18 protein-coding genes are annotated in these 20,131 nt (G+C 66.5%); 8 read left to right on the plus strand and 10 right to left on the minus strand.

Going from position 1 to position 20,131, the window contains the following annotated elements; genetic code table 11:
• Window positions 1-135 precede the first annotated feature (135 nt).
• Complete coding sequence (locus H5T73_06165; GenBank protein MBC7247345.1) at window positions 136-2,112, minus strand: hypothetical protein; 1,977 nt, start codon at window positions 2,110-2,112, stop codon at window positions 136-138.
• Window positions 2,113-2,652: 540 nt separating this feature from the next.
• Between H5T73_06165 and H5T73_06170 the strand changes: the two genes are divergently transcribed.
• The 6 genes from H5T73_06170 (at window position 2,653) to H5T73_06195 (ending at window position 8,615) form a co-directional block, all read left to right on the plus strand.
• Entirely contained in the window at window positions 2,653-3,468 is an 816-nt protein-coding gene (locus H5T73_06170; GenBank protein MBC7247346.1) for an acyltransferase, read from the plus strand.
• The gene (locus H5T73_06175) at window positions 3,452-4,168 is read left to right on the plus strand and encodes a class I SAM-dependent methyltransferase (GenBank protein ID MBC7247347.1); all 717 of its coding nucleotides are present in this window, start codon (window positions 3,452-3,454) and stop codon (window positions 4,166-4,168) included. The genes H5T73_06170 and H5T73_06175 overlap by 17 nt, the downstream gene beginning before the upstream one ends.
• Before the next feature lie 9 nt (window positions 4,169-4,177).
• Window positions 4,178-5,386, plus strand: coding sequence for a glycosyltransferase (locus H5T73_06180; protein MBC7247348.1), 1,209 nt, complete (start codon window positions 4,178-4,180; stop codon window positions 5,384-5,386).
• Between the two features lie 144 nt (window positions 5,387-5,530).
• Entirely contained in the window at window positions 5,531-6,652 is a 1,122-nt protein-coding gene (locus H5T73_06185; protein MBC7247349.1) for a glycosyltransferase family 4 protein, read from the plus strand.
• 202 nt (window positions 6,653-6,854) lie between these two features.
• Window positions 6,855-7,922, plus strand: coding sequence for a glycosyltransferase family 2 protein (locus H5T73_06190; GenBank protein ID MBC7247350.1), 1,068 nt, complete (start codon window positions 6,855-6,857; stop codon window positions 7,920-7,922).
• Between the two features lie 6 nt (window positions 7,923-7,928).
• A complete protein-coding gene (locus H5T73_06195; protein MBC7247351.1) occupies window positions 7,929-8,615 on the plus strand; it encodes a serine O-acetyltransferase in 687 nt (228 codons plus the stop codon).
• A 201-nt stretch (window positions 8,616-8,816) separates the two neighbouring features.
• Here the strand turns inward: H5T73_06195 and H5T73_06200 are convergent, their stop codons facing one another.
• The 6 genes from H5T73_06200 to H5T73_06225 all read right to left on the minus strand — a co-directional run bounded on the left by H5T73_06200 (window position 8,817) and on the right by H5T73_06225 (window position 15,820).
• Window positions 8,817-10,421, minus strand: a complete 1,605-nt coding sequence (locus H5T73_06200) for a sugar transferase (protein ID MBC7247352.1) — start codon at window positions 10,419-10,421, stop codon at window positions 8,817-8,819.
• Window positions 10,396-11,598 (minus strand): glycosyltransferase, encoded by a 1,203-nt coding sequence (locus tag H5T73_06205; protein MBC7247353.1) that lies wholly within the window; start codon window positions 11,596-11,598, stop codon window positions 10,396-10,398. Before H5T73_06205 ends, H5T73_06200 begins: the two co-directional genes overlap by 26 nt.
• Before the next feature lie 857 nt (window positions 11,599-12,455).
• Complete coding sequence (locus tag H5T73_06210) at window positions 12,456-13,430, minus strand: hypothetical protein (GenBank protein ID MBC7247354.1); 975 nt, start codon at window positions 13,428-13,430, stop codon at window positions 12,456-12,458.
• An 82-nt stretch (window positions 13,431-13,512) separates the two neighbouring features.
• Complete coding sequence (locus H5T73_06215; GenBank protein ID MBC7247355.1) at window positions 13,513-14,493, minus strand: hypothetical protein; 981 nt, start codon at window positions 14,491-14,493, stop codon at window positions 13,513-13,515.
• A gap of 117 nt (window positions 14,494-14,610) precedes the next feature.
• A complete protein-coding gene (locus H5T73_06220) occupies window positions 14,611-15,303 on the minus strand; it encodes a hypothetical protein (GenBank protein MBC7247356.1) in 693 nt (230 codons plus the stop codon).
• Window positions 15,304-15,529: 226 nt separating this feature from the next.
• On the minus strand, window positions 15,530-15,820 hold the full coding sequence (locus tag H5T73_06225) for a hypothetical protein (GenBank protein ID MBC7247357.1): 291 nt from the start codon (window positions 15,818-15,820) through the stop codon (window positions 15,530-15,532).
• A gap of 100 nt (window positions 15,821-15,920) precedes the next feature.
• On the opposite strand from H5T73_06225, the gene H5T73_06230 reads away from it, so the two are divergent.
• The gene (locus H5T73_06230) at window positions 15,921-16,130 is read left to right on the plus strand and encodes a zinc ribbon domain-containing protein (protein ID MBC7247358.1); all 210 of its coding nucleotides are present in this window, start codon (window positions 15,921-15,923) and stop codon (window positions 16,128-16,130) included.
• A 379-nt stretch (window positions 16,131-16,509) separates the two neighbouring features.
• On the opposite strand, the gene H5T73_06235 is transcribed toward H5T73_06230, so the two are convergent.
• Together H5T73_06235 and H5T73_06240 are read right to left on the minus strand one after the other, a co-directional pair.
• Entirely contained in the window at window positions 16,510-17,838 is a 1,329-nt protein-coding gene (locus tag H5T73_06235) for an FAD-dependent oxidoreductase (GenBank protein MBC7247359.1), read from the minus strand.
• 165 nt (window positions 17,839-18,003) lie between these two features.
• Window positions 18,004-18,645 carry a TetR/AcrR family transcriptional regulator gene (locus H5T73_06240; GenBank protein MBC7247360.1) on the minus strand — a complete coding sequence of 214 codons (642 nt, stop codon included), beginning with the start codon at window positions 18,643-18,645 and terminating at the stop codon, window positions 18,004-18,006.
• Window positions 18,646-18,861: 216 nt separating this feature from the next.
• On the opposite strand from H5T73_06240, the gene H5T73_06245 reads away from it, so the two are divergent.
• Window positions 18,862-19,362 carry a MarR family transcriptional regulator gene (locus tag H5T73_06245; protein MBC7247361.1) on the plus strand — a complete coding sequence of 167 codons (501 nt, stop codon included), beginning with the start codon at window positions 18,862-18,864 and terminating at the stop codon, window positions 19,360-19,362.
• A gap of 126 nt (window positions 19,363-19,488) precedes the next feature.
• Here the strand turns inward: H5T73_06245 and H5T73_06250 are convergent, their stop codons facing one another.
• Window positions 19,489-20,031: a LemA family protein gene (locus H5T73_06250; protein ID MBC7247362.1), complete on the minus strand. Its 543-nt coding sequence runs from the start codon at window positions 20,029-20,031 to the stop codon at window positions 19,489-19,491.
• Between the last annotated feature and the right edge of the window lie 100 nt (window positions 20,032-20,131).

Consider the following 20,131-nt stretch of genomic DNA (forward strand, 5'->3'; position numbering starts at 1 on the left):
CCGCGGAGCCACGTGGCCCACGGGGAGTGGGGTCCGTTGCCCGGGCCCGCGGCCTTCACCCACCGTTCTTCTCCCTCTTGCCGCTCGCCGCGAGCCCCTTCGCGTTTCCTTGCGCCCCGTGCGTGCCGCCTCGCCTCATTCCTCTCCCCTCGGGTGCAGGCGGAGGCGGTGCTTTTCCTTGCGCTTCGGGTCCCTGCCGTTCGCGGCCCCCGGCCCCCCTTCCTCCCGCGACGCCGTTCCCGCGCCGTTTTTCGCGGCCGACCTCCCCGGTGACCCGGCCCCGGCCTCGATGAGGAGTTTCTGCAGGTGGCGCTGCGCCTCGGCCTCGCTCATGCCCGCGAACTCCCCTTCCCTGCGCATCATCCTGATGATGGAATCGGTGATGCGCTTCACGCTCTCCTCGCTGATGCGGTAGCGGCGCAGGAAGGAATGGTAATAAGTGGTAATGGCCGCGGTGGCCGTCTCCCTCACCTCGCGCTTTTCGGAGTTGAGGGCGCGCAGCCAGTTCTTGGGGATGGGCTCCCCCTTCTCCCCCATGCGCCGGAAGTCCTCGAGCGTCCTGTCCGGCTGCTGCGCCGCACCCGGGGTCTTCTCCCTCTCTTTCGCGGCGCCTGCGCCTTCCCCGGGGGTCGCGGCGGCCGCGGGTGCGGCGACGGGGCCCGCGGGGGCGGCGACGGCGGGCTTGCGCTCCCGCACGGGCGGACTTGCGGCCGGTACGGCGGCTCCAACCGCGGGAGCGGCAGGCCGCACGGAGGCGGCGGCACGGGCACGTTCCTTCATCTTGACGTTGGCCAGGGCCACGCCCGAGGGCACGATGCCCAGCAGGCGCAGGTTGTGCATGGCCTCCACGGCCGCCTTTCTCGTGCAAAGCCCGCTGTCGATGATGACGAGGCAGGCCTGCGCCTGTGAGGCCACCACGGCGGCGTCCATGGAACCCGAAAGCGGCGGGGCGTAGAGCACCACCTGGTCGTAGAGGCTCTCCAGCTCGCGCAGGTTGCGCGCGAAGGAGGGAAGCGAGAGCAGGTCGGTGGAGTTCTCCCTGCGGGACCCCGATGGGAGCAGCGAGAGGTTGGGGAACTTGCCGGCGATGGCACGGCCCTTCAGGTCGCCGTCGCCGGCGAGGGCGTCAGAGAGGCCGGGCCTTCCGGCTACGCCCAGTAGTCCGCTGAGGGCGCCCGCCCGCAGGTCGCAGTCCACCAGGAGTGTGTCCCTGCCGGTGGCGGCGATGCTCATGGCCAGGTTGGCCGCCACCGCCGGGCCCGCCTCGAAGGGGATGGCGGCCACGGCGAGGATGGACCTCGGCGCTTCCTCCCTGCGGGTGAGGATGAGACCCGAGCGGAGCTCGGAGTACGCCTCCCAGGTTCGGGACCCCTCGCCGAAGGCGGGCAGGAGCTGCAGCGCCTTCTCGCCCTTTTCACGGGGTAGTATTCCCAGCACGGGGAGCCCGAGCAGCTCCTCCGTCTCCTGTGGCGTGCGGAAATGGGGGTCGAAGTACTCTATGAGCACGGCGATGGTGAGCCCCAGCAACAGCCCCACGAAGGCCCCCAACCCAAGGTAGACGGCGGGCTTCGGCTGGGTGGGCTTGCTGGGGGGGACGGCGCGGTTGGTGAAGACCAGGGTGCCGTTGAGGATGAGGGCCTTGAGGTTCTCGTCGAAGTACTCGTTCGCCTCGCTCTTCAGGGTCTTGAGGGCCAGCACCTCCCCCCAGGTGTTGGCGATGTCGGCCACGCGGGTGGGGCTCACGTCGGAGACGGTTATCTTTATCGAGGTGGAGTTGGTCTCCGGAACGGCGCTGACCTTGCCCAGCAGTTCCTCGGGCGTGATGTCGATCCCCTCCTGGGCGAGACGCCTGCTCACCGCCTCCGCCACGTCCAGTCCCTCGGCGTAGTTGGCCATGGAGCGCATGAGCACCACGAAGGAGGCCTGGATGGTGGCGTCGGGGAGCTTGGTGGTGGGGTTGTTGGGCGCCATGGCGGAAACCGCTATCTCCACCTTGTAGATGGGGTCCTGCGCCTGGGTGACGATGGCCGCCACCAGCAGCGAGATGAGGAGCAAAGCGATGACGATCCACGAGCGCTTGACGATGGCGCGACCTATATCCTGGAACTTCATCCCCCGGCCTTTCTCTTCTCCTTGCCTTCCTTACCGGTCACGTTCACACGCACCCGTTCCGACGCGACACGACTCTCGCTGCAGGTATGCCCATGCCCCGTGCGTCGTGGTATCCCGAGCGCATATCCCGCAAATAGATATATCGGTCACGGGATGCGGCACTTTATCTCAACGGGATACCCGCCCTCGCCGGATGCGTACCAGGGTTTATTATAGCAGTCGGCGCAAAGGACGTTTTGCGCGCCCGCGCACGCCGTGCCGCCCGTGGATACGGCGGGAGCCGCGGGCCCCGTTCGCAAGCTCCCGCCCACGGTATATCCAGGGATATTAACTCGGTTAATATAATGGGAGATGATGAAAGGCGCCGCGGCACCGCGGTGCGCAAGGGTGGAGGCGACGGCAGGATACGCCGTGCGCGGGGGGTGCCCCGCGCTCAACGGAAAGGCGTGTTTGTCGATAAATCATTTAGCCCCGGACATCGGCGGTGGCGTTCCCGCGGGTCCGGGAAGAGGGGGCCCGAAAGAGAAAGGAGCCGTGACCATGAAGGGGGATAAGAAAGGGGATAATCACCTCAACGATTATCTGAAGTTGCTCAGGGGCTACGCCTTCCTTGCCCGCAATCTCCTGGGCGGTAAGATCATCAACAACATCCTGGACATCCTGGCCTTCATGGATTACCGCACGCTGATGATCCTCTCCATGTGGCATCCCGACCTCACCACCAGGATAAAGCTTCTGCGCAAGCGGGGGGTGCAGATATCGGAGAAGGCCTGGGTGGACCTGGGCGTGTGGATCGAGATGACCACCCCGCAACACGTGATCATCGAGGATTACGCGAAGATAGGCTACGGTGCGGTGATCTACGCCCACGATGCCTCGTTCAATTCCGTGGTCGACCTCCCCATGCGGGTGAGCACCACGCGCATCGGCTACAACGCCGCCGTAGGCGCGCGCTCCCTCATCCTGCCGGGGGTAACGGTGGGGGAGCACAGCGGCGTGATGCCCGGTTCCGTGGTCACCAAGGACGTCAAGCCCCTCACCATCGTGGGCGGGGTGCCGGCGGAGGAGATGTTCTCCGCCGTGGACCTGGGGCTCGCCTGGCAGGAGGACGTCATCGCCCACCCCGAGAAATACTACGACCACCCCAACCCCTACCGGGCGCCCTCCACTCCCGTCGACTACCTGTTGAAGTGGAGAGAGGCGGGCGTGAAGGTCAGGAGCTGGACGGAACTGCGCACGGGAACGCCCTTCGACCACATCCTGGAGGCGAAGGCGAAGAAGATGTTCCCGGAAGGCGGCGGGGCGCGGGAAGAGGAAACGCGGGGAGGGGAGGAAGCCGGTGGCGGGGCGCGGTGATCGTCAACCCGCCTCCTCCGGGGACGGCGGGGCCGGGAGAGGGGCCAGGAGAGAAGGCGTCCCTTACGACGAGGGCTACTACCGTTACCGCGAGTCCACGCGGGATTTCCGCATCGAGGTGGAGCTCCTCTACCGCCTGCTGCGCCCGCAGCCGGGGAGCCGTATCCTCGAGGTGGGCTGCGGCGGCGGCGCCCTCCTCTCCTTCCTGGAGGGAAAGGGGCACGAGGTGGTGGGGGTGGACATCCTGGAGGAGGCGGTGCGCCTGGCGCGGACGGCCGCCCCTTCCAGCCGGGTGATACGGGCGCGGGCGGAGGAGCTGCCCTTCGCGGACGCCTCCTTCGACCGCGTCGTCAGCCATCACCTGGTGGAGCATCTCGAGGACCTGGCGGCGGGACTGTCGGAATGGAGGAGGGTTCTCCGCCCCGGGGGTCTTCTCGCCGTGTGCACCCCCAACCGCCTCTATCCCAGCCCGCGCATCTTCGAGGACCCGGGCCACGTGCACGTCTACGACGGGAAGGAGTTGAGGCGGGCGGTGGAAGCGGCAGGGCTGGAGGTGGAGAGGTGCTTCACGGTCTTCCCCCATCTCCTGAGAGACCGCGTGAGCGTGGCGGTGGGCGTTCCCCTCTACCGTGTGTTCTCCGGCCTGCCCTGGTTCAGGGAGAGGGGCCGCAGCCTGCTCCTCTCCGCCCGCAGGGGGTGAGACGCCGCCATGGCACCCTGCCGCCTGCTGGTCGTGAACCACGCCGTGGAGATAGGGGGGGCGGAGCGCGTCCTGCTGCGCTTTCTCGCCCACCTGGACCGCGGGAGCTTCGAGCCCTCGCTGGCCTGCCCGCGACGCGGCCCCCTGGTGGAGGAGGCGGAGGGCATGGGGTTCCGCGTTCACCTGGGATTTCCTTCCAGGCGGCTCCTGCAGGTGAAAAGGAGGTCGCTGGGGGAGAAGCGGTGGGCCGTCCTCGCCTATCCCTGGGACTTCACGCGCACGGTGGTCGGGCTGTCCTCGCTGATAAGGAAGGAGGGGTACGACCTGGTGCTAACCAACAGCGCCAAGGCGGACATCTACGGCAGCCTGGCCGGTTGGCTGGCGCGAAGGCCGGTGGTCTGGAGGTTGCACGACATCGTGGACGAGCGCGCCTTCAGCCGCCTGAACCTCCTGCTCTTCCGCATTTTCGCCTCCCTCTTCGCCGCGCGTGTCCTGGCGGTTTCCGAGGCCTCGCGCCGTGCCCTCGTCTCCCTGGGGGTGGCGGAGGAGAAGGTGGTGACCGTCCACAACGGCGTGGAGGAGGCGAGGGTGCCGCGCGCGCGGAGGGAGGGGGCAAGGGAGGAGTGGGGCATCCCCGCGGACGCTCCCCTGGTCGGCATGGTGGGACGGCTGGTGGACTGGAAAGGGCCGGACGTTTTCCTGAAGGCCGCGGCGGAGGTGTCCCGGCGTTTGCCGGAAGCGCGCTTCATGCTCGTGGGGGACGCCGTCTTCGGCGAGCGGGCCTACCTCGAGGAGCTCAGGGAGACGGCGCGCGGGCTGGGACTGGCCGAGAAGGCCGTCTTCACCGGTTTCCGGGAAGACGTGCTGGAGATAATGTCCTCCTTCGACGTGCTGGTGCACGCCTCCATTCTTCCCGACCCCCTGCCCACGGTGCTCCTCGAGGCCATGTCCCTGGGGCTGCCGGTGGTGGCCGCGGATGGCGGGGGCGTGCGCGAGATAGTGGAGGAAGGGGTGACGGGGCTGGTGGTCCCCCCCGGCGACGCCGCCGCGATGGCGCGGGCCGTGTCGTGGGCGCTCTCCCATGCGCGGGAGGCGAGGGAGATGGGGGAGGCGGGAAGGAGGAGGGCGCGGGAGAGGTTCGACCTCGCCGCGAAGTGCCGGGAGATGGAGGACGAGCTGGCCGCCGTGCTGGAGAGGCGGGGTTCCCGCGGCGCGTGATGCGGGCGCGCGTGATGCGGGCGCCCGGACTCGCCGCGGCGCCACGCGTGGGCGGCATGCGTGCATGGTAAATAATGGCATGGAGGAACAAGGCATGGAGGGCCATGGCATGAAGGGCGCGGGAGAGGAGTCGGAGGCGGCGACATGATCGTCGGGGTGGAGGGACGCACCCTGCAGGGCGAGAGGTACGGGGTGGCCAGGTACCTGGTGAACCTGCTGCGGGAGCTGGTGCTCCTGGAGGGCGAGGAGGAATACGTGGTCTACCTCTCCGGGGAGATCGCGCCGCTGCCCTTTTCGTCCCCCCGCCTGCGCACCAGGGTGCTTTCCCGCGCGCCGGGGCTTACGTGGAGGCATCTCCGCCTTCCGCTCGCCATGCGCCGCGAGGGGGTGGACCTGCACTTCTCTCCCTCCTATTTCCTCCCCCTCGTTAAGGTGTGCCCCTCGGTGGTGGTGGTGCACGACCTCACCTTCAAGGTGCATCCCGAGTGGTTCTCCGCCGAGCGGCGCTTCCGCTTCGACGATATCTTCTGGCGTGAGGTGAGGCGCGCCGAGATGATCATCACCGTCAGCGAGCATTCCAGGGGGGACATCGTGCGGCTGCTGGGGGTGGAGCCTTCCCGCGTGGAGGTGATCTACGAGGCCCCCGACGCCTTCTTCCGCCCGGTGAGGGACGAGGAGAGGCTTGCGGGGGTACGCTCGCGCTACGGCCTGCGCCCCGGCTTTCTTTTCACGGCCGGGGCGGTGCACACGCGGCGCAACCTGGAGAGGCTGGTGGAGGCGGTGGCGTCGGCGGAGAGGGAGCTGGGCCGGGAGCTGCAGTTGCTCATCCTGGGACAGGCGGCGCCATTCAGCCCCCCGGTGGACATCGAGGGAACGGCGGAGCGCTGCGGTTTGCGGGGGGGCGTGGTCCGCCTGGGATACGTCCCGGAGGAGGAGCTCCTGCTCCTCTACAACGCCTGCGGCCTCTTCGTCTACCCCTCTCTCTACGAGGGTTTCGGCCTGCCGGTGATAGAGGCCATGGCCTGCGGGACGCCGGTGGCCTGCTCCAACGTCACCTCACTGCCCGAGGTGGCGGGGGAGGCGGCGGCCTATTTCGATCCCCTGAGCGTGCCGGACATGGCGGCGGCTATCTCCTCCGTCATCGCCGACGACGCCCTGCGGGAGGGACTGCGGGAGGCGGGAAGGAGAAGGGCGGCGGAGTTCTCGTGGCGGCGGGCAGCGGAGGAGACCCTGCGGGTTTTTCGCGAGGCGGCGGGAAGGGGGTGAGGCGGCGCTCGCGTGGAAGCGCACCTTGTAAGCGCCCCCCGGGGCGTGAAGAATAATGGTGGAAATGGGTAGGCAAGGGGTAGCGACGGGAAAGGAACGAGGAACGGGGAAGGCGGGAAGGAAGCGTGGGGAGCAAGGTAAGTCGAGGACGTGAGAGGCGAACGCGAGGCGGCAGGGACGTGATCCCGGAAAGGAGACGCTGGTGAATGACGAGGTTGCTCCGGAAGCGGGGGAAAGAACGCGAGAAGAGGCGAAAGCAGGGGCGGGGAATGCGGCGAAGGGCGAAGCCGAGGAAAGGGCGGGTGAGTACCGCCCGCGGGTGAGCGCGGTAATCCCCAACTGGCACCGCAAGGACGACCTGAGGGAGGCCCTCCTGGCCATCAAGGCGCAGACCTATCCCGTGGAGGAGATCATCGTCGTTGACAACAATTCCCAGAACGGGACGCGGGAGATGGTCAGGGAGGAGTTTCCCGAGGTCCTCTTCATCCAGTCGCCCCACAACATCGTCATCCAGGCCCTGAACATAGGGGCCAAGACCGCCTCGGGGGACATCATCCTCCACCAGGACAACGACGGGGTCCTGGCCCCCGACGCCGTGGAGCGCATGGTGAGGGTCTTCGCCAGCGATCCCCGCATCGCCGTGGTGCACTGCAGGAACCTCTACTACGACAGCGGCGAGGTCTTCGACCCCCTGCACTGGTTCACCCCCGAGGAGCACGCCTCGGACGGGGTCTTCGACGTGCCCTCCTTTCACGGCAACGGGGCCATGATGCGGCGCGACGTCCTGGAGGAGATAGGCTACATAGAGCCCGAGATACTCCTCTACCAGTTCGAGCGCAACATCTCCGCCAAGGCCATCGACCGCGGCTACCGCATCGTGTACCATCCCGCCGCCACCATAAGGCACAAGATCTCCCGCGAGGTGCGTGACCCGGGGCACCGGCTGTACATCACCATGACCGGGGGCTGGTGGTACCTGGCGCGCTTCTATCCTGCGGGCACGGCGTGCAAGAAGGCCTTCCACTACCTGGTATTCTTTGTCCTCTACTCCATAAAGCACCGCACCTTCCGGATGTTCTTCCGCGGCATCTTCGACACCCTGCTGGGGCTTCCCCAGGTGTTGAGGGGCCGCAGCGTCCTCTCCCCGCAGACGGTGAGGTTCCTCGAGAGCAAGCCCTACGAAACGGCGATGATAAAATACGGCTCGCTGGAGACGGCCCGCAGGTGGCTGGCACGGGCCATGCGGAGACAAGGGGAAAAGGAGGGATGACGGCGCATGAACGAGGAGAAGAAGGCGCACTTTCTCGACGACCTGCGGCTGGCCCTGAAGCGCAAGGGCCTGGGCGGCCTGGTGAGGGACATATTCCTGCACCCCGGCAACCAGGCCATCGCCCTCTACCGCGTTTACCGCTGGCTGTACCTCAAGGGACGCATAAACCTCGCCTTCCTGGGTTACCGGCTCAATTACTTCCTCTGCGGGGTGGAGATCCACCCGGACGCCGAGATCGGCCCCGATTTTCACCTGGACCACCCCATCAGCGTGCTCATCGGCAGGCGCACGCGCATCGGCAGGGGGGTGCGCATCTATTCCCACGTGGCGGTGGGGGCGGTGGGCTTGCCGGAGGAGAACCCCTTCATGGACGTGCGCGATTACGTGCAGATCTATCACGGGGCCATGGTGGGGGGCAGCGCCGTCATCGGGGAGTACGCCCAGATAGGGCTTAACGCCGTGGTTTGGAACCAGGACGTCCCCCCCTACTCGGTGGTGGTGGGGAACCCGGCGCGGGTCATCAAGGTGGAGGGGAAGCGGGTGAACCCCGATGATTACGTGGGGTACAAGTACGACCCCTCCCATTTCCACGGGCCTCCTCCCGAGCACGACCCCGACAAGGAGCCCGAGCGCAGCGGGTCATGGACGGACCCCTCCACCTACTACAGGGGTGACGGTCCGCGCAGTGGATGAGAGCCGGGGGCGGCCTGCGAAGACCGCCCATGATACGGGGCAGCATGCGGCCGTTGCGGCGGAAACGGGCGCGAGGCAGCGTGTTCTCCCGGAGGGCGAAGCGTTTTCACATTGCGAAAGCCGGGCGGCGGTGGCCGCCCGGCCTCCCCCCAAAAACCCCGCAGCCCTATCCTCTCGTTACGTGCCTCGCAATCCGCCCTCTCAATAGGCGCCGTTCCCCGAGAGGACGGCCTTGAAGGTGCGCAGGATTATCTTTATGTCCTGCCACAGGGACCAGGTCTCGATGTAGTAGAGGTCGAGCTTGATCATCTCGTCGAAGGGCAGGTCGCTGCGTCCGCTCACCTGCCACAGCCCGGTGATGCCGGGCTTGACGTTCAGGCGCTGGCGGTGCCAGTCCTTGTACTGGCGGACCTCCTCCTTGATGTGCGGACGGGGCCCCACCAGGCTCATCTGCCCGGCCATGACGTTGAAGATCTGCGGGAGCTCGTCGATGGAATACTTGCGCAGGAACCTCCCCACGCGCGTGACGCGGGGGTCTTCCTTTTCCTTCCAGCAGAGCCAGCCGAACTCGTTGTCCCGCTTTCCGTTCACCATGTGCACCTGCAGCCTGTGGGCCCCGTCGTACATGGAACGGAACTTCAGGCAGGTGAAGCACTTGCCGTCCTTGCCCACCCGCTTGTGGCGGAAGAACACCGGTCCCGGCGAGTCCAGCTTGATGGCGACGGCGGTCACCAGGATGACGGGCAGCGCCACCAGGCAGAGCACCGTCCCCAGAACGCGGTCCTCCAGGGCCTTGAGCACCTTCTTGTAGCCCCGCAGCCTCTTCTCGCGCAGGCGTATGAGGGGTATGCCGCCGATCTCGTTGACCGCGATCTCGTCGGTGATGACCTCGAAGAGGCGCGGCACGACGGAGCACTCCACGCCCGCCTCGTTGCAGCGGGAGGTGAGGTCCAGGAGCTCCTCGGAGGAGGCGCTCGTGAAGGCGACGATGACCTTCTCCACGTTGAAGTCCTCGATGACCTTTTCGATCTGGTCCAGGCTCCCCAGCACCCTCAGGTCACGCAGGGCGGGTTCCTTGAACTCCGCGAAGAGGGGGTCGTCGTCTAGGAAACCTATGGGGCGCAGGCCGAAGCACTTGTGCTTGACGAGCTTGCCCGCCAGCGATTTTCCCACCTTTCCCGCCCCCACGATGAGGGTGTTGCGCATGACCGCCTCGCTCATCCCCAGCATGGAGAAGAGCGACTGCAGGAGCGTCCTTCCCAGGAAGAGGAAGATTATGGTGAAGGCCCAGAAGAAGACGATGAAACCGCGGGGGGTGGCGTGGGAATTGATGAGGAATGTGAAGATGAGGGTGAGGACGACGTAGGCGTTCACCGCTCCCACGATCCTGGGTATGCTGTCCAGGATGCGCACGCGCCGGTAGGCGTCGTACAGGCCGCAGGCCTTGAGGGCCATGAAGAGCACCGGCGAGGTGAGGGCCAGGGTTATGGCGATGGTTCCCAGGGGAACGGCCTCCTCGGGCGGAAAGAGCCTCACGAACCAGGCGTTCTCGAAGCGCAGCCAGTAAGCCATCCAGATGGCGAGCCAGAGGGCCAGGGAGTCGACGGCCATGCGCACGACCACCCTGGCGGCCACCTCAAGGCGGCGGGAGACGGGACGGCGCAGGAAGCCGCGCGTCGCCTCGGAGATGATGGCCTGCAGTTCCTCGTCCGATATCTCCTCGACGGCGTACGTCGAAGAGGGTTCGGCCCCGTCGAGCGTCAGGCCCCAGCCGGATCGCTTATGCCTGGTGAGCTGCCTTTCCATAGTAACCCCCCTTTTCCTCGTTTCCCGGTGGGGGCACTTCCCTCAGGTGCCCCGCTTTTGCCGCCTTTCCCGTGGCATCGCGAAAACTCTTCCAGGCCCTTTCCACGTATGTGGAAAATTTTTCCTTGAACACCGAGGTGTCGAAAAGCAATGCATGCCGCCTTACCCGCTGCGGGTCGAAGCGGCCAGGGTTGAAGTCCCTCACCGCCTCCTCCAGGCATTCCGCCTCCTGGCGGTCGAAGAAGACCCCGGTCTCCCCCTCCACCACCGTCTCCAGGGCCCCGCCGGCGCGGTAGGCGATCACCGGCCTCCCCGCGGCCATGGCCTCGAGGGGGACGATGCCGAAGTCCTCCTCCTGCGGGAAGACCAGGGCCGCGCAGCGGGAGTAGAGCTCCCCCAGCTCGGCGTCCCCCACCCTCCCCAGGAACTCCACGTTGGGACGCGCCATGCGGCGCAGGGACTCCAGCTCGGAGCCGGTGCCCGCGATCTTCAGGGGGAGGCCCAGGCGGTTGAAGGCCTGCACCGCTATGTCCGCGCGCTTGTAGGGGATCAGCCTTCCCACCAGTAGGAAGTAATCCTCCACGCGTGAGGACGGCTGCAGCCATGACGTGTCCACGGGAGGATGGATGACGTCGGCCTCCCTGCGATAGTACTTGCGGATGCGCCGCGCCACGTGCTCGCTGATGGCCACGAAACGGTCCACGCGGTCGGCGGCGCAGCGGTCCCACACCCGCAGGTAGTTGGTCATGTAGGGGAGCAGCGCCCTGAGCAGCGGGTTGAGGACCCCGAAGCGCGGGTTCTCCAGGTAATGGTGGTAACCGCTCCAGTAGTAGCGGATGGGCGTGTAGCAATAGCAGATGTGCAGCGTTTCCGGGCGCGTTATCACACCCTTGGCCTCCGCGTGGCTGGAGGAGATGACCACGTCGTAACCCGAAAGGTCGAACCTCTCGAAGGCCACCGTCCTCAGCACGGGGAAGGCCTGGTGCCTCGTCCTGGCCAGCGGAAGCTTCTGCAGGAAGGAGGTGCGGACGTCGGCGTCGGCGAGCGCCGGGAACTCGCCGGGCACGAAAACGGAGGTGTAAATGGGCGCTTCCGGATAGATCTCGTGCAGGGTCAGAAGAACCCTCTCCGAGCCCGCTAGGTTAGTGAGCCAGTCGTGCGCCAGGGCTATCCTCATCGCCTCTCCAGGAACTATTCCTTCGAGACCTCGTCCTTCACGTGGTTTGCCGGGCGTCATTTCGGGCGGTGACAAGGAACGACCATTGTTTCTGGATGGTGGGTGAAGATTATTCCCGCGTCACGGTGTCATCGGGATGGAAAGACCAAACGTTTCCAGACCTTCGCCCGTATGGATCGTTTTTGCGCCCGATTTTTTGTCCTAACACCCCCAGTCGTCACAAGACGCTCTTACCGCCTATACACTGGAAAGATAACCGCTATCTTCTATAAGGACATCCTCTGTATCCGAACGCCGCGCCCGCGATGGTTTACCGACAATCCGTATATTTCCGCTTCTTTTATATATCCATCCATAACAGATTCTAAACCCGGAGGCGCGGAACGGCAAGTTACCCACACGTCAATGTTACAGAATCACAACCTTGCCGCAACAGTTTCGTAACAACAGGGCTTGCGTGGCCGCAAGATAGTATGTAAACTATTGGTTTACATCTATATGGATGAGGTACCGGTCCCTTACTTTCTTGCCCGGTGGACGTCTTGTGCCGCGGTGAACGCGTTTCTTGATCCCACATCCTATATGACCCCATGCCCGATCGTTGTATGCCATCGTTGCCCTTACCTGGCCGGGTAACGGGAAACGGGAAAAGGGGAACGAAGACCGATATCCAGAAAGATCATCACCCGCACGCATCCGGTTAACGGGTATGCGAGGAGGTCCTCGATCCGCGTGCTTCGCTCCGCGGCGGCTGCCCTCGCCGCGTCATGCGGAGCGTGTCTTGCCGGCCTGGATGCCGTCGTGACCGGAACCCTCCTCGCGGAGGGGCCTTTGCCGCGCCCCGCGGGGCGCGGCGCCTACCCTCCGCCCGCAAGGATCCGTTGCGCCTGCTCCCGCCACGACTGGAGCGGGAACCATCCCATCCACTGTTCCGGCGCCATGCGGATGAACCTCTCCACCTCCGCGACCGCCTCGTTCATGATGCGCTGCACCTCGGCCCTGCGCTCCGCCGTCCTGTCGCTGAAGATGGGAGGTCCGAAGATGAGCAGGCTGGCATAGGGGTCCTTTCCGCGCAGCAGGGCCATGGGGACGATGGGGGCCCCGGAGTCGTAGGAGAAATGCGCCCACCCGCTGCCCACGGCGGCCGGCTTCCCGAAGAGCTGCACCACGCTGCTTCCGGGGACGTCGAAGGCGATCCCCACCCACTTCCCCTTGGCCAGGTGCTCCCTTACCCGGGGTATGACGTCCTTGTCGACCAGGAACACCGGCTCCTCGGGGTCGCAGCCGAGTAGTCCCCCGAAAAATATCATGGCCTCCAGGTAACGGGGTACCGTGGTATCCGCGGGATTGTAGGTGAAGGTGGTGTAGGGTCTCCCCCTGCGGGCCATGACGGCGTGGGCGGTGGCTATCTCGCCCAGGTGGGCGCCGACGAAGATGACCCCCTTGCCCAGTGCGGCCGCGCGGTCGAGGTTCTCCTCCCCCTCCACGCGCAGTCCCCGCATGTATCGCTCGCCGTTCCTGCCCAGCTTGCACATGTCCAGCATGGGCATGAACATGGTGGCGCACGCCCCGCGCGCGATGGCTTCCAGCCTCTTCTCGTCGCTTATCTCGGGAAGGGCCTCCGATATCCTGGCCTTCAGGCGCCGGCGCATGCCCGGGCGCGCGTAGTAGACGGCGGCTCCCAGGCCCCGGAAGAGCGCGTACATGAAGGAAGCAGGCAGGAACCTGAAGAGGAACAGGGTGGTGCGGAAAACGGCCAGCAGGAAGCCGTCCAGGGCGCGCAGGATGACGTTCGGCCGCTCCTTCCTCTCCTCCCCTTTTCCCTCGTCCATCGTCAACTCCTTTCAGGCGCGGTTTCCACCACCCGTAACGGGCCCCTACCATGGCGGGAAAGGGTCGCCCGTGTCGTCGACGCTACCGGGAGGCGGCCTTCCCCAGGATCTCCTGTGCCTTGTCCCGCCAGCTCTGCAGGGCGAACCATCCCATCCACTGCTCGGGGGCCATGCGGATGAGCCCTTCCACCGCGGTAACGGTTTCCTGCAGGATGCGTTGCACCTCGTCCTTGCGTTCCGCCGCGCCGTCGCTGAAGACGGGAGGGCGGAAGATCAGCAGGTTGTCGCAGGGGTCCTTGCCGCGCAGTATGGCGAGGGGCACCACGGGCGCCCCGGTGTCGTAGGAGAAGTGCGCCCAGCCGCTGGCGAGGGCGGCCGGCTTCCCGAAGAGCTGCGCAATGCCGGTGCCGGGAACGTCGCAGGTGAGCCCGATCCACTTGCCCTTTTTAAGGTGCTCTATCACGCGGGGGATGATGTCCTTGCCTGCCAGGAACGCCGGCTCCTCGGGGTCGCAGCCGAGGAGCCCGGCGTAATACTGCAGGGCTTCCACGTAACGCGGCACCGGGGTGTCGGCCGGGTTATAGGTGATGGGGGTGTAGGGCCTTCCCCTGCGTGCCATGATGGCATGGGCTATGGCCACGGGTCCCAGGTGGGCGCCCACCAGGATGACCCCCTTGCCCAGGGCGGCGGCGCGGTCGAGGTTCTCCTCCCCCTCCACGCGCAGCCCCCGCATGTAGCGCTCACCCTCCCTGCCCAGCGTGAAGACGTCGAGCATGGGGATGAAGGCGCTGGCGCAGGCCCCGCGGGCGATGGCGTTTATCCTCCGCACGTCCTTTACTTCCGGGAGGGCCTCGGCGATCCTGGCCTCCAACCTGCGGCGCATGCCGGGCCGCGCGAAGAGGAAGGCGGCCGCGATGCCCCGGAAGATCGCGTACATCACGGTCGGCGGGAAGACGCGGAACATGATGCGGGTGGCGTGGAAGAGCGCCATCATGGAACCCTGTATTATGCGGAAGATGATGTGCGGTCTTTCCTGCCCTTCATTGCCGGCTTGCTCGCTCATCCAGCCTCTCCTTTCGTGTCCGGGTTCTTCCCCTGTGCGGCACCTTTGCGATGCTTAAGGTTGGCATGACGGGCCCGTTTAAGTCAATCCTCGCCGCAACCTCGCCGGAAGCGGCTCTCACTTGGAGGGCATGAGGGCCTGGATGGCCTCGCCGGCCTGCTTTATCAGGGCGTTGGCCTCGTCCACGAGGGCGAGGTCTCCGGTGGCGATGGCCTGCATGTAGAGGTCGCAGGCCTTGATGTAGAGGTCGAAGATCTGCAGGACCTGCTGGCGCATGGGCTCCAGCTCCGGGGCCAGCGCGATGCCCGCCACCTGGTTGCGGTAGCTCACCAGGGTGGACTTGGTGCGGGATATCTCGTTGGCCATCTCCATGCCGGTGATGATATCCTGGCCCATGACGTCTATGTTCTTCTGCAGCGTGTTCAGGTCCTGGAAGGTCTCGGAGGGGATGGCGGTCTCCAGCGCCTGCATGCCGGTGGACTTGGCGAGCTCCTCCTCTTTCGCGGCCAGCTCCTCCTGCTCCTTCCTCAGCTGTTCCTCGTGCTCGGGGCTGTAGCGGTCCACGTACTCCACCTTGTAATTGCCGGCCTCCGAGGGGTCGACCCAGGCCGTCTGGGTGTTGTCCTCCCAGACGTAGTTGTCGATGGGGTCACGCACGATGGTTCCGTATCTCACCATCACCTTGTCCGGCGTGAGCGTCATCCAGGCGATGGCGATGACGATCATGGCCGCCAGGACTCCCATGCCCGCCCAGAGGCCGGCCTTCGCCCCCCGGCTCAGGTTGGCGTACCACAATGTCAGCCTGTGCATCTCGGCCCCCCGCCGTCTCGTGTGTCTTACATCCTTGTACGTCTTACATATATCTGACCGGACCGCGTGCCCGGCGGTTCCCGGGCGATCCCCTTCCGCCGCGGCGAGCGAGGCGGCCGGTAGCGGCTTGCCCGGGCGGGAACGATTAAATGGTAACACTAAACGAGGGTGCCTTCCACGGACGCCGCCAACCGAAGCAATCCGGCAAACGGGACGACTATGCGTGCTACCCCGTTTTTCGCAGGACCTCCTGCGCCTGCTCCCACCAGGACCACAACCCGAACCAGCTCATCAACTGCCCCGGTGCCTCCCGGATGAACCTCTCCTCCGCGGCCACCACCTCGCCCATGACGCGCTGCACCTCGGCCTTGCGCTCCGCCGACGTGTCGCAGAGGATGGGGGGTCCAAAGATCAGGCGATTGTCGAAGGGCCCCTTGCCGCTCAGGAGGAGGGGACGCGTCGGGTATCTCTTGCGTGATGCGGAACGCGGCTCCTGCTGCGGGGTCGATGGCGGCAAAGGCGACCCCGTAGATGGGCTCGTGAAATCGGGTTGACCTGGGTCATGGCCGGCGTGGCGCGCGGCGGTAGAATGCAAGGAGAGGAGAAGGAGGTAAAGGATGCCCATTTTCGAGTACCGTTGCACGGAGTGCGGCAACCGCTTCGACGCCTTTTTCCGCCGCGCGGAGGACGCGGAAAGGGAACTCCCCCGCTGCGGAAGATGCGGGTCGGACGCGGTGCGCAAGCTCTTCTCGGTCATAGGCCTGGGAGGAGCGGGGAACACGGACGTGAATGTCCGTTCCGGGGAATGCGGCACCCGCTCCACCTGAAGCCCCTGGTGAGGGTCCCGTGAGGACCGTGGGGAAAGGGACAGGCTGGACGGTGCCTGTACGCGGCAGGCGGAAAAATCGAGCCGCGTGTGAAGGTCGCGGTTAAAGGGGTGCGGTCGAAGAAATGGAATGGATGATCCTGGCGGGGATAGTGGCGGCCTGGCTCATACTGGGCCTGGTGGTGCTGCCGCGGCTCGGTGTCCCAACCTGACTTTCCGGCGCGTGCCGCGTGCGGCACGGGGAGGAAGGCGGGCGCGAAAGCGGGGAGGAAACTTGACGCCGCCCCGGCGTTCCTGGCGTTGACCGGCGCGCCATCGGGCGGACGCCCCAAGGCGACCCCCAGGTAGACCTCGGTCCTTGCTTCCCTGAAAGCATGATCTCAGGCGCGCATGGCCGCCTCGGCAGCATCAATGCCGCTGCGCAGCGCGCCCTCCACCGAGGGCATGAAGAGGTACTCCCCGGCCAGGTACAGCCCCCTTATCTCGCCGCGTATCTCGGCCTTGAGGCGCGTCATCTCCCGCAGCATGCCCGGGGGCGCCAGGCACACCGCTTCCTCCCAGCGGCGTATCTCTCCGAAGACGGGGTCCGCGGGCGGGGAGGGAGCGAAGCGCCTGACCTCGCCAAGGAGGAGCGCGAGTACTTCACCGTCCCTCGCCTCGTTCAGCTCGCGGGCGTACCTTCCGTAGGTGAAGCAGTGCGCCATCCCCCCTCCCGGCGGTGCGTAGCGGGGGGACTTGGCGGAGTTGTCGGTGAAGCCGGAGAGGGGGGAACGGGTGGCCCGGGGCAGGGCTACCGCGTACCAGCCCTCCGGGAGGAGCCGCCGCGGCAGGCCGAACATGGCATGGCAGCAGGCGCTGTAGCGCACCCGGCCCAGCGCGCTCCTCATGCGGTCGGGCAGGTCGGGCAGGAGCGCAAGGGCCTGGGAGGCGGTGGTGGCGCAGATGACCGCGTCGGCATCGAGAAAGCCGCCCTCCGTCTCCACCCCCTTCACCGCCTTTCCCTCGATGACGATGCGGCGCGCCGGGGTGGAGAGGAGTACGCTCTCCCGGCATTCCCCGTGGAGTGCTTCAGCAAGCGTCCCCATGCCGTCCCGCAGGGCGAAGAGACCGTGCAGCGCGTACCAGGCCAGGGCCAGTCCGTAGGCGGCGCCCAGGTCCTCCGGTTCTCCCAGGGTAAGGCAGGAGGCCAGCGGCTGGAAGAAGAACTCCAGCGCTTCGCCGCCGCCGCGCCGCAGAACCAGCTCGGCCAGGGTCTCGCCGTCCAGGTCCAGCGCGTTCCGGAAGTCCACGAAGTGGAGGTCTCGCCTGCGACGGAAGACCAGGGAAAGGACGCGCGCCGCCTGCCAGGCGCCCCGGGGGGTGAGGAGGCGGAAGCGCGCCAGGTCGCGGCGGTCGCGCCAGAGCACGCGCGGGTCGAGCCCTACGGTCAGGGGATGCAGGCGGCCGTCCCTCCACGTGCCCGCCTTGAAGGGGAAGGGTACCACCTGCTCCGCCAGCCCCAGTTCCCGGCAGAGGCGGAAGGAGGTGTCGAAGTAGCGGAAGAAGAACTGCGCCCCCTGGTCCAGTATGAACCCGTCCCGGCGGGTACCGGCCAGGCGCCCTCCCGCCCTGTCCGTCCGCTCCAGGGCGGTCACCTCCACGCCGCCCTTGCGCAGGGCGCGGGTGGCGGCCAGTCCCGCGGCCCCCGCTCCCACCACGACGACTTTCAATTCCCCTCCTCCTGGCAAGATATCCCAGCCCCTGGAAGTCCATCCCGGGGAATCGGTTCCTTTCCCTGCTCCCCCGCGATACCGCCGAGGTTATTATAGGCCATCGGCGGGGAGCGCCTGCGAAGGCGGGCCGGGTGTTGCGCCGCCTGCACCCCCGCGCCTTCTTCAGGCGTGCCGCAGGGTGTGGAATATCACCGCGCTGAGGTTGCGCACGAGGGTTTCGCGGTCGCACGGTATGCTTCGCACCAGCCACTGCAGGTTGGCGAACTCGACCATGTTCAAGATGATCAGGGCGGTGATCTCGGGGTCGAGGTCGCGGCAGCGCCCCTTCTCGAGGTGCTCCCTGAGCTTGCCTTCCAGGATCCTCACGAAGGGTTGTAGCAACTCGTTCAGCGTGCTTCGGAACTCCCCGCTCTCGAGGGACGCTTGCAGTATAAGAGGGAAGATGGAGGAGTGGCGCTCGAAGACGCCCGTCACGTCGCCGATTATGGACTCCACGTCCTCAACGCTTTCGACGGCGGTCTTTTCCACGGCGTCCTCGCGGTACCATGCGAAGGACTCGAACTCGCCGATCATGTCCTGGACCAGGTGACGCAGGAGATCGTCCTTGTTGCGGAAGTAAAGCCAGAAGGTGCCGTGCCCTATGCCGGCGCGGGATATGATGTCCGCGACGGAGGTCCCCCGGTAGCCTTTCTGCGCGAAGACCTCCTCCGCCGCCTTGACGATGCGGCGCAGCGTCTCTCGGGACCTTTCCTGGACCAGCCGCACCTTCCGCCCCGTGTTGCCGCCGCGTGGCGATGACTGCATGGTCACCCCCGGAATCGCGCGTCGTCCCGGTCATCACCGACTGCCACAATCTAACACCGGCATCGCCGCAGGTCAAACCCGCCCACGCTTCATGCGGAATTTCCGAAGCCCCGGTCCTTTTCGCGGGTGGCTCCCCGCGCGGACCGCTCCCCGCGCGGACCGTTCCCGCCGCCTTCCTTGACCTGCTTCCCCGCGGGGACATAAGATGTCCATAAGATGGAAAAGGTGCGAGAGAAAAAGGAAAAGCCGCGCGGCGACGCGGCGCCGCGTCACGGAGCCGCGGCTTTCGTGCGCCTGGTGGAGACGGTCTTCAAGTTCATCCACGCCTGTTACCCGGAATTCGCCTCCGTGCTCGAGAAGCACGATGTAAATTATTCCCAGTACGCGGCGCTCCTGACGGTTTACATGTACGGGAGCCTCACGGAGGGGGAGCTGGCGCGCCTCATCCACGTCAACCCCTCGACCATGAGCCGCATGCTCCATGCCCTGGAGCGGAAGGGGTGGCTGCACGCCGCGCGCGATCCCGCGGACCGCAGGAGGGTGACGGTCACCCTGTCCCCCTGGGGGCGCAGGCAGGTGGGGGAGATGATCGGCGGGGCCGCAGAGGTGATGGTAAGACTCACGGATAGGCTCCCCGCGCGGGAGAAGGAGGGCGTGTACGGGGTGGTGGAGCTCATCGACCGCACCCTGCGACGCCTCATGGAGGTCGCGGACTGATGGAAAGCGGCCGGGGCGACGGGGACCCGCGATACGGGCGCACGCCGTTCTCCGCTACGGCGTGATATCTCCCTCGAGACGGTGATGTTATGCCGCGGGACGCGGCGGGAGCCGCGCGCCGCGTCCTCAGGCCGGAGCGTCCTCGTCCAGCTCCAGCTGGAAGTATGCGGCGGGGGAGAAACGGAAGAGAGCCGCCAGGAGGTTCGCCGGAAAGCTCTGGATGAAGGTGTTGTAGGCGCGCACCGTCCCGTTGTAGTACTTGCGGGCGGCCGCCAGGTGGTCTTCCACGCGCACCGTCTCCTCCGCCAGGCGCGCGAAGGACGAGTCCGCCTTGAGGTCGGGGTACCTCTCCGCCAGGAGCCGGACCTCGCGCAGGGCCTCGGCGAAGGCGAGCTCCCGCAGGCCGCGCTCGGCGCTTCCGCGGGCGGAGACCGCTTCCTGGCGGGCGCGCGCCGCCCGCTCCAAGACTTCCTTCTCGCGCGCGGCGTAGCCCGCTGCGACGCGGTTGAGCTCGGGGAGGAGACGGTGGCGCAGGTCCAGCTGCACGTCGACGTCACGGAGCGCCCTCGCCACCTTGTTGCGCAGCCGTATCATGCGGTTGAAGACGGCTGCCACGGCGAGGACGAGGAGGGCGGCCGCTGCCAGGAGCGCGTACACGAAAGGGTCCATGCGCTTGATTATAGCAGGGGGTCACATCTTCGATCTTCGGGGAGGCGGCGGATATGCCGGCACGGGGCGGTGCCGCGGGCGACGGACGAGGATGTGACCC

The organism is Actinomycetota bacterium, assembly GCA_014360655.1.
Taxonomy (GTDB): Bacteria; Actinomycetota; Geothermincolia; order Geothermincolales; family RBG-13-55-18; genus JACIXC01.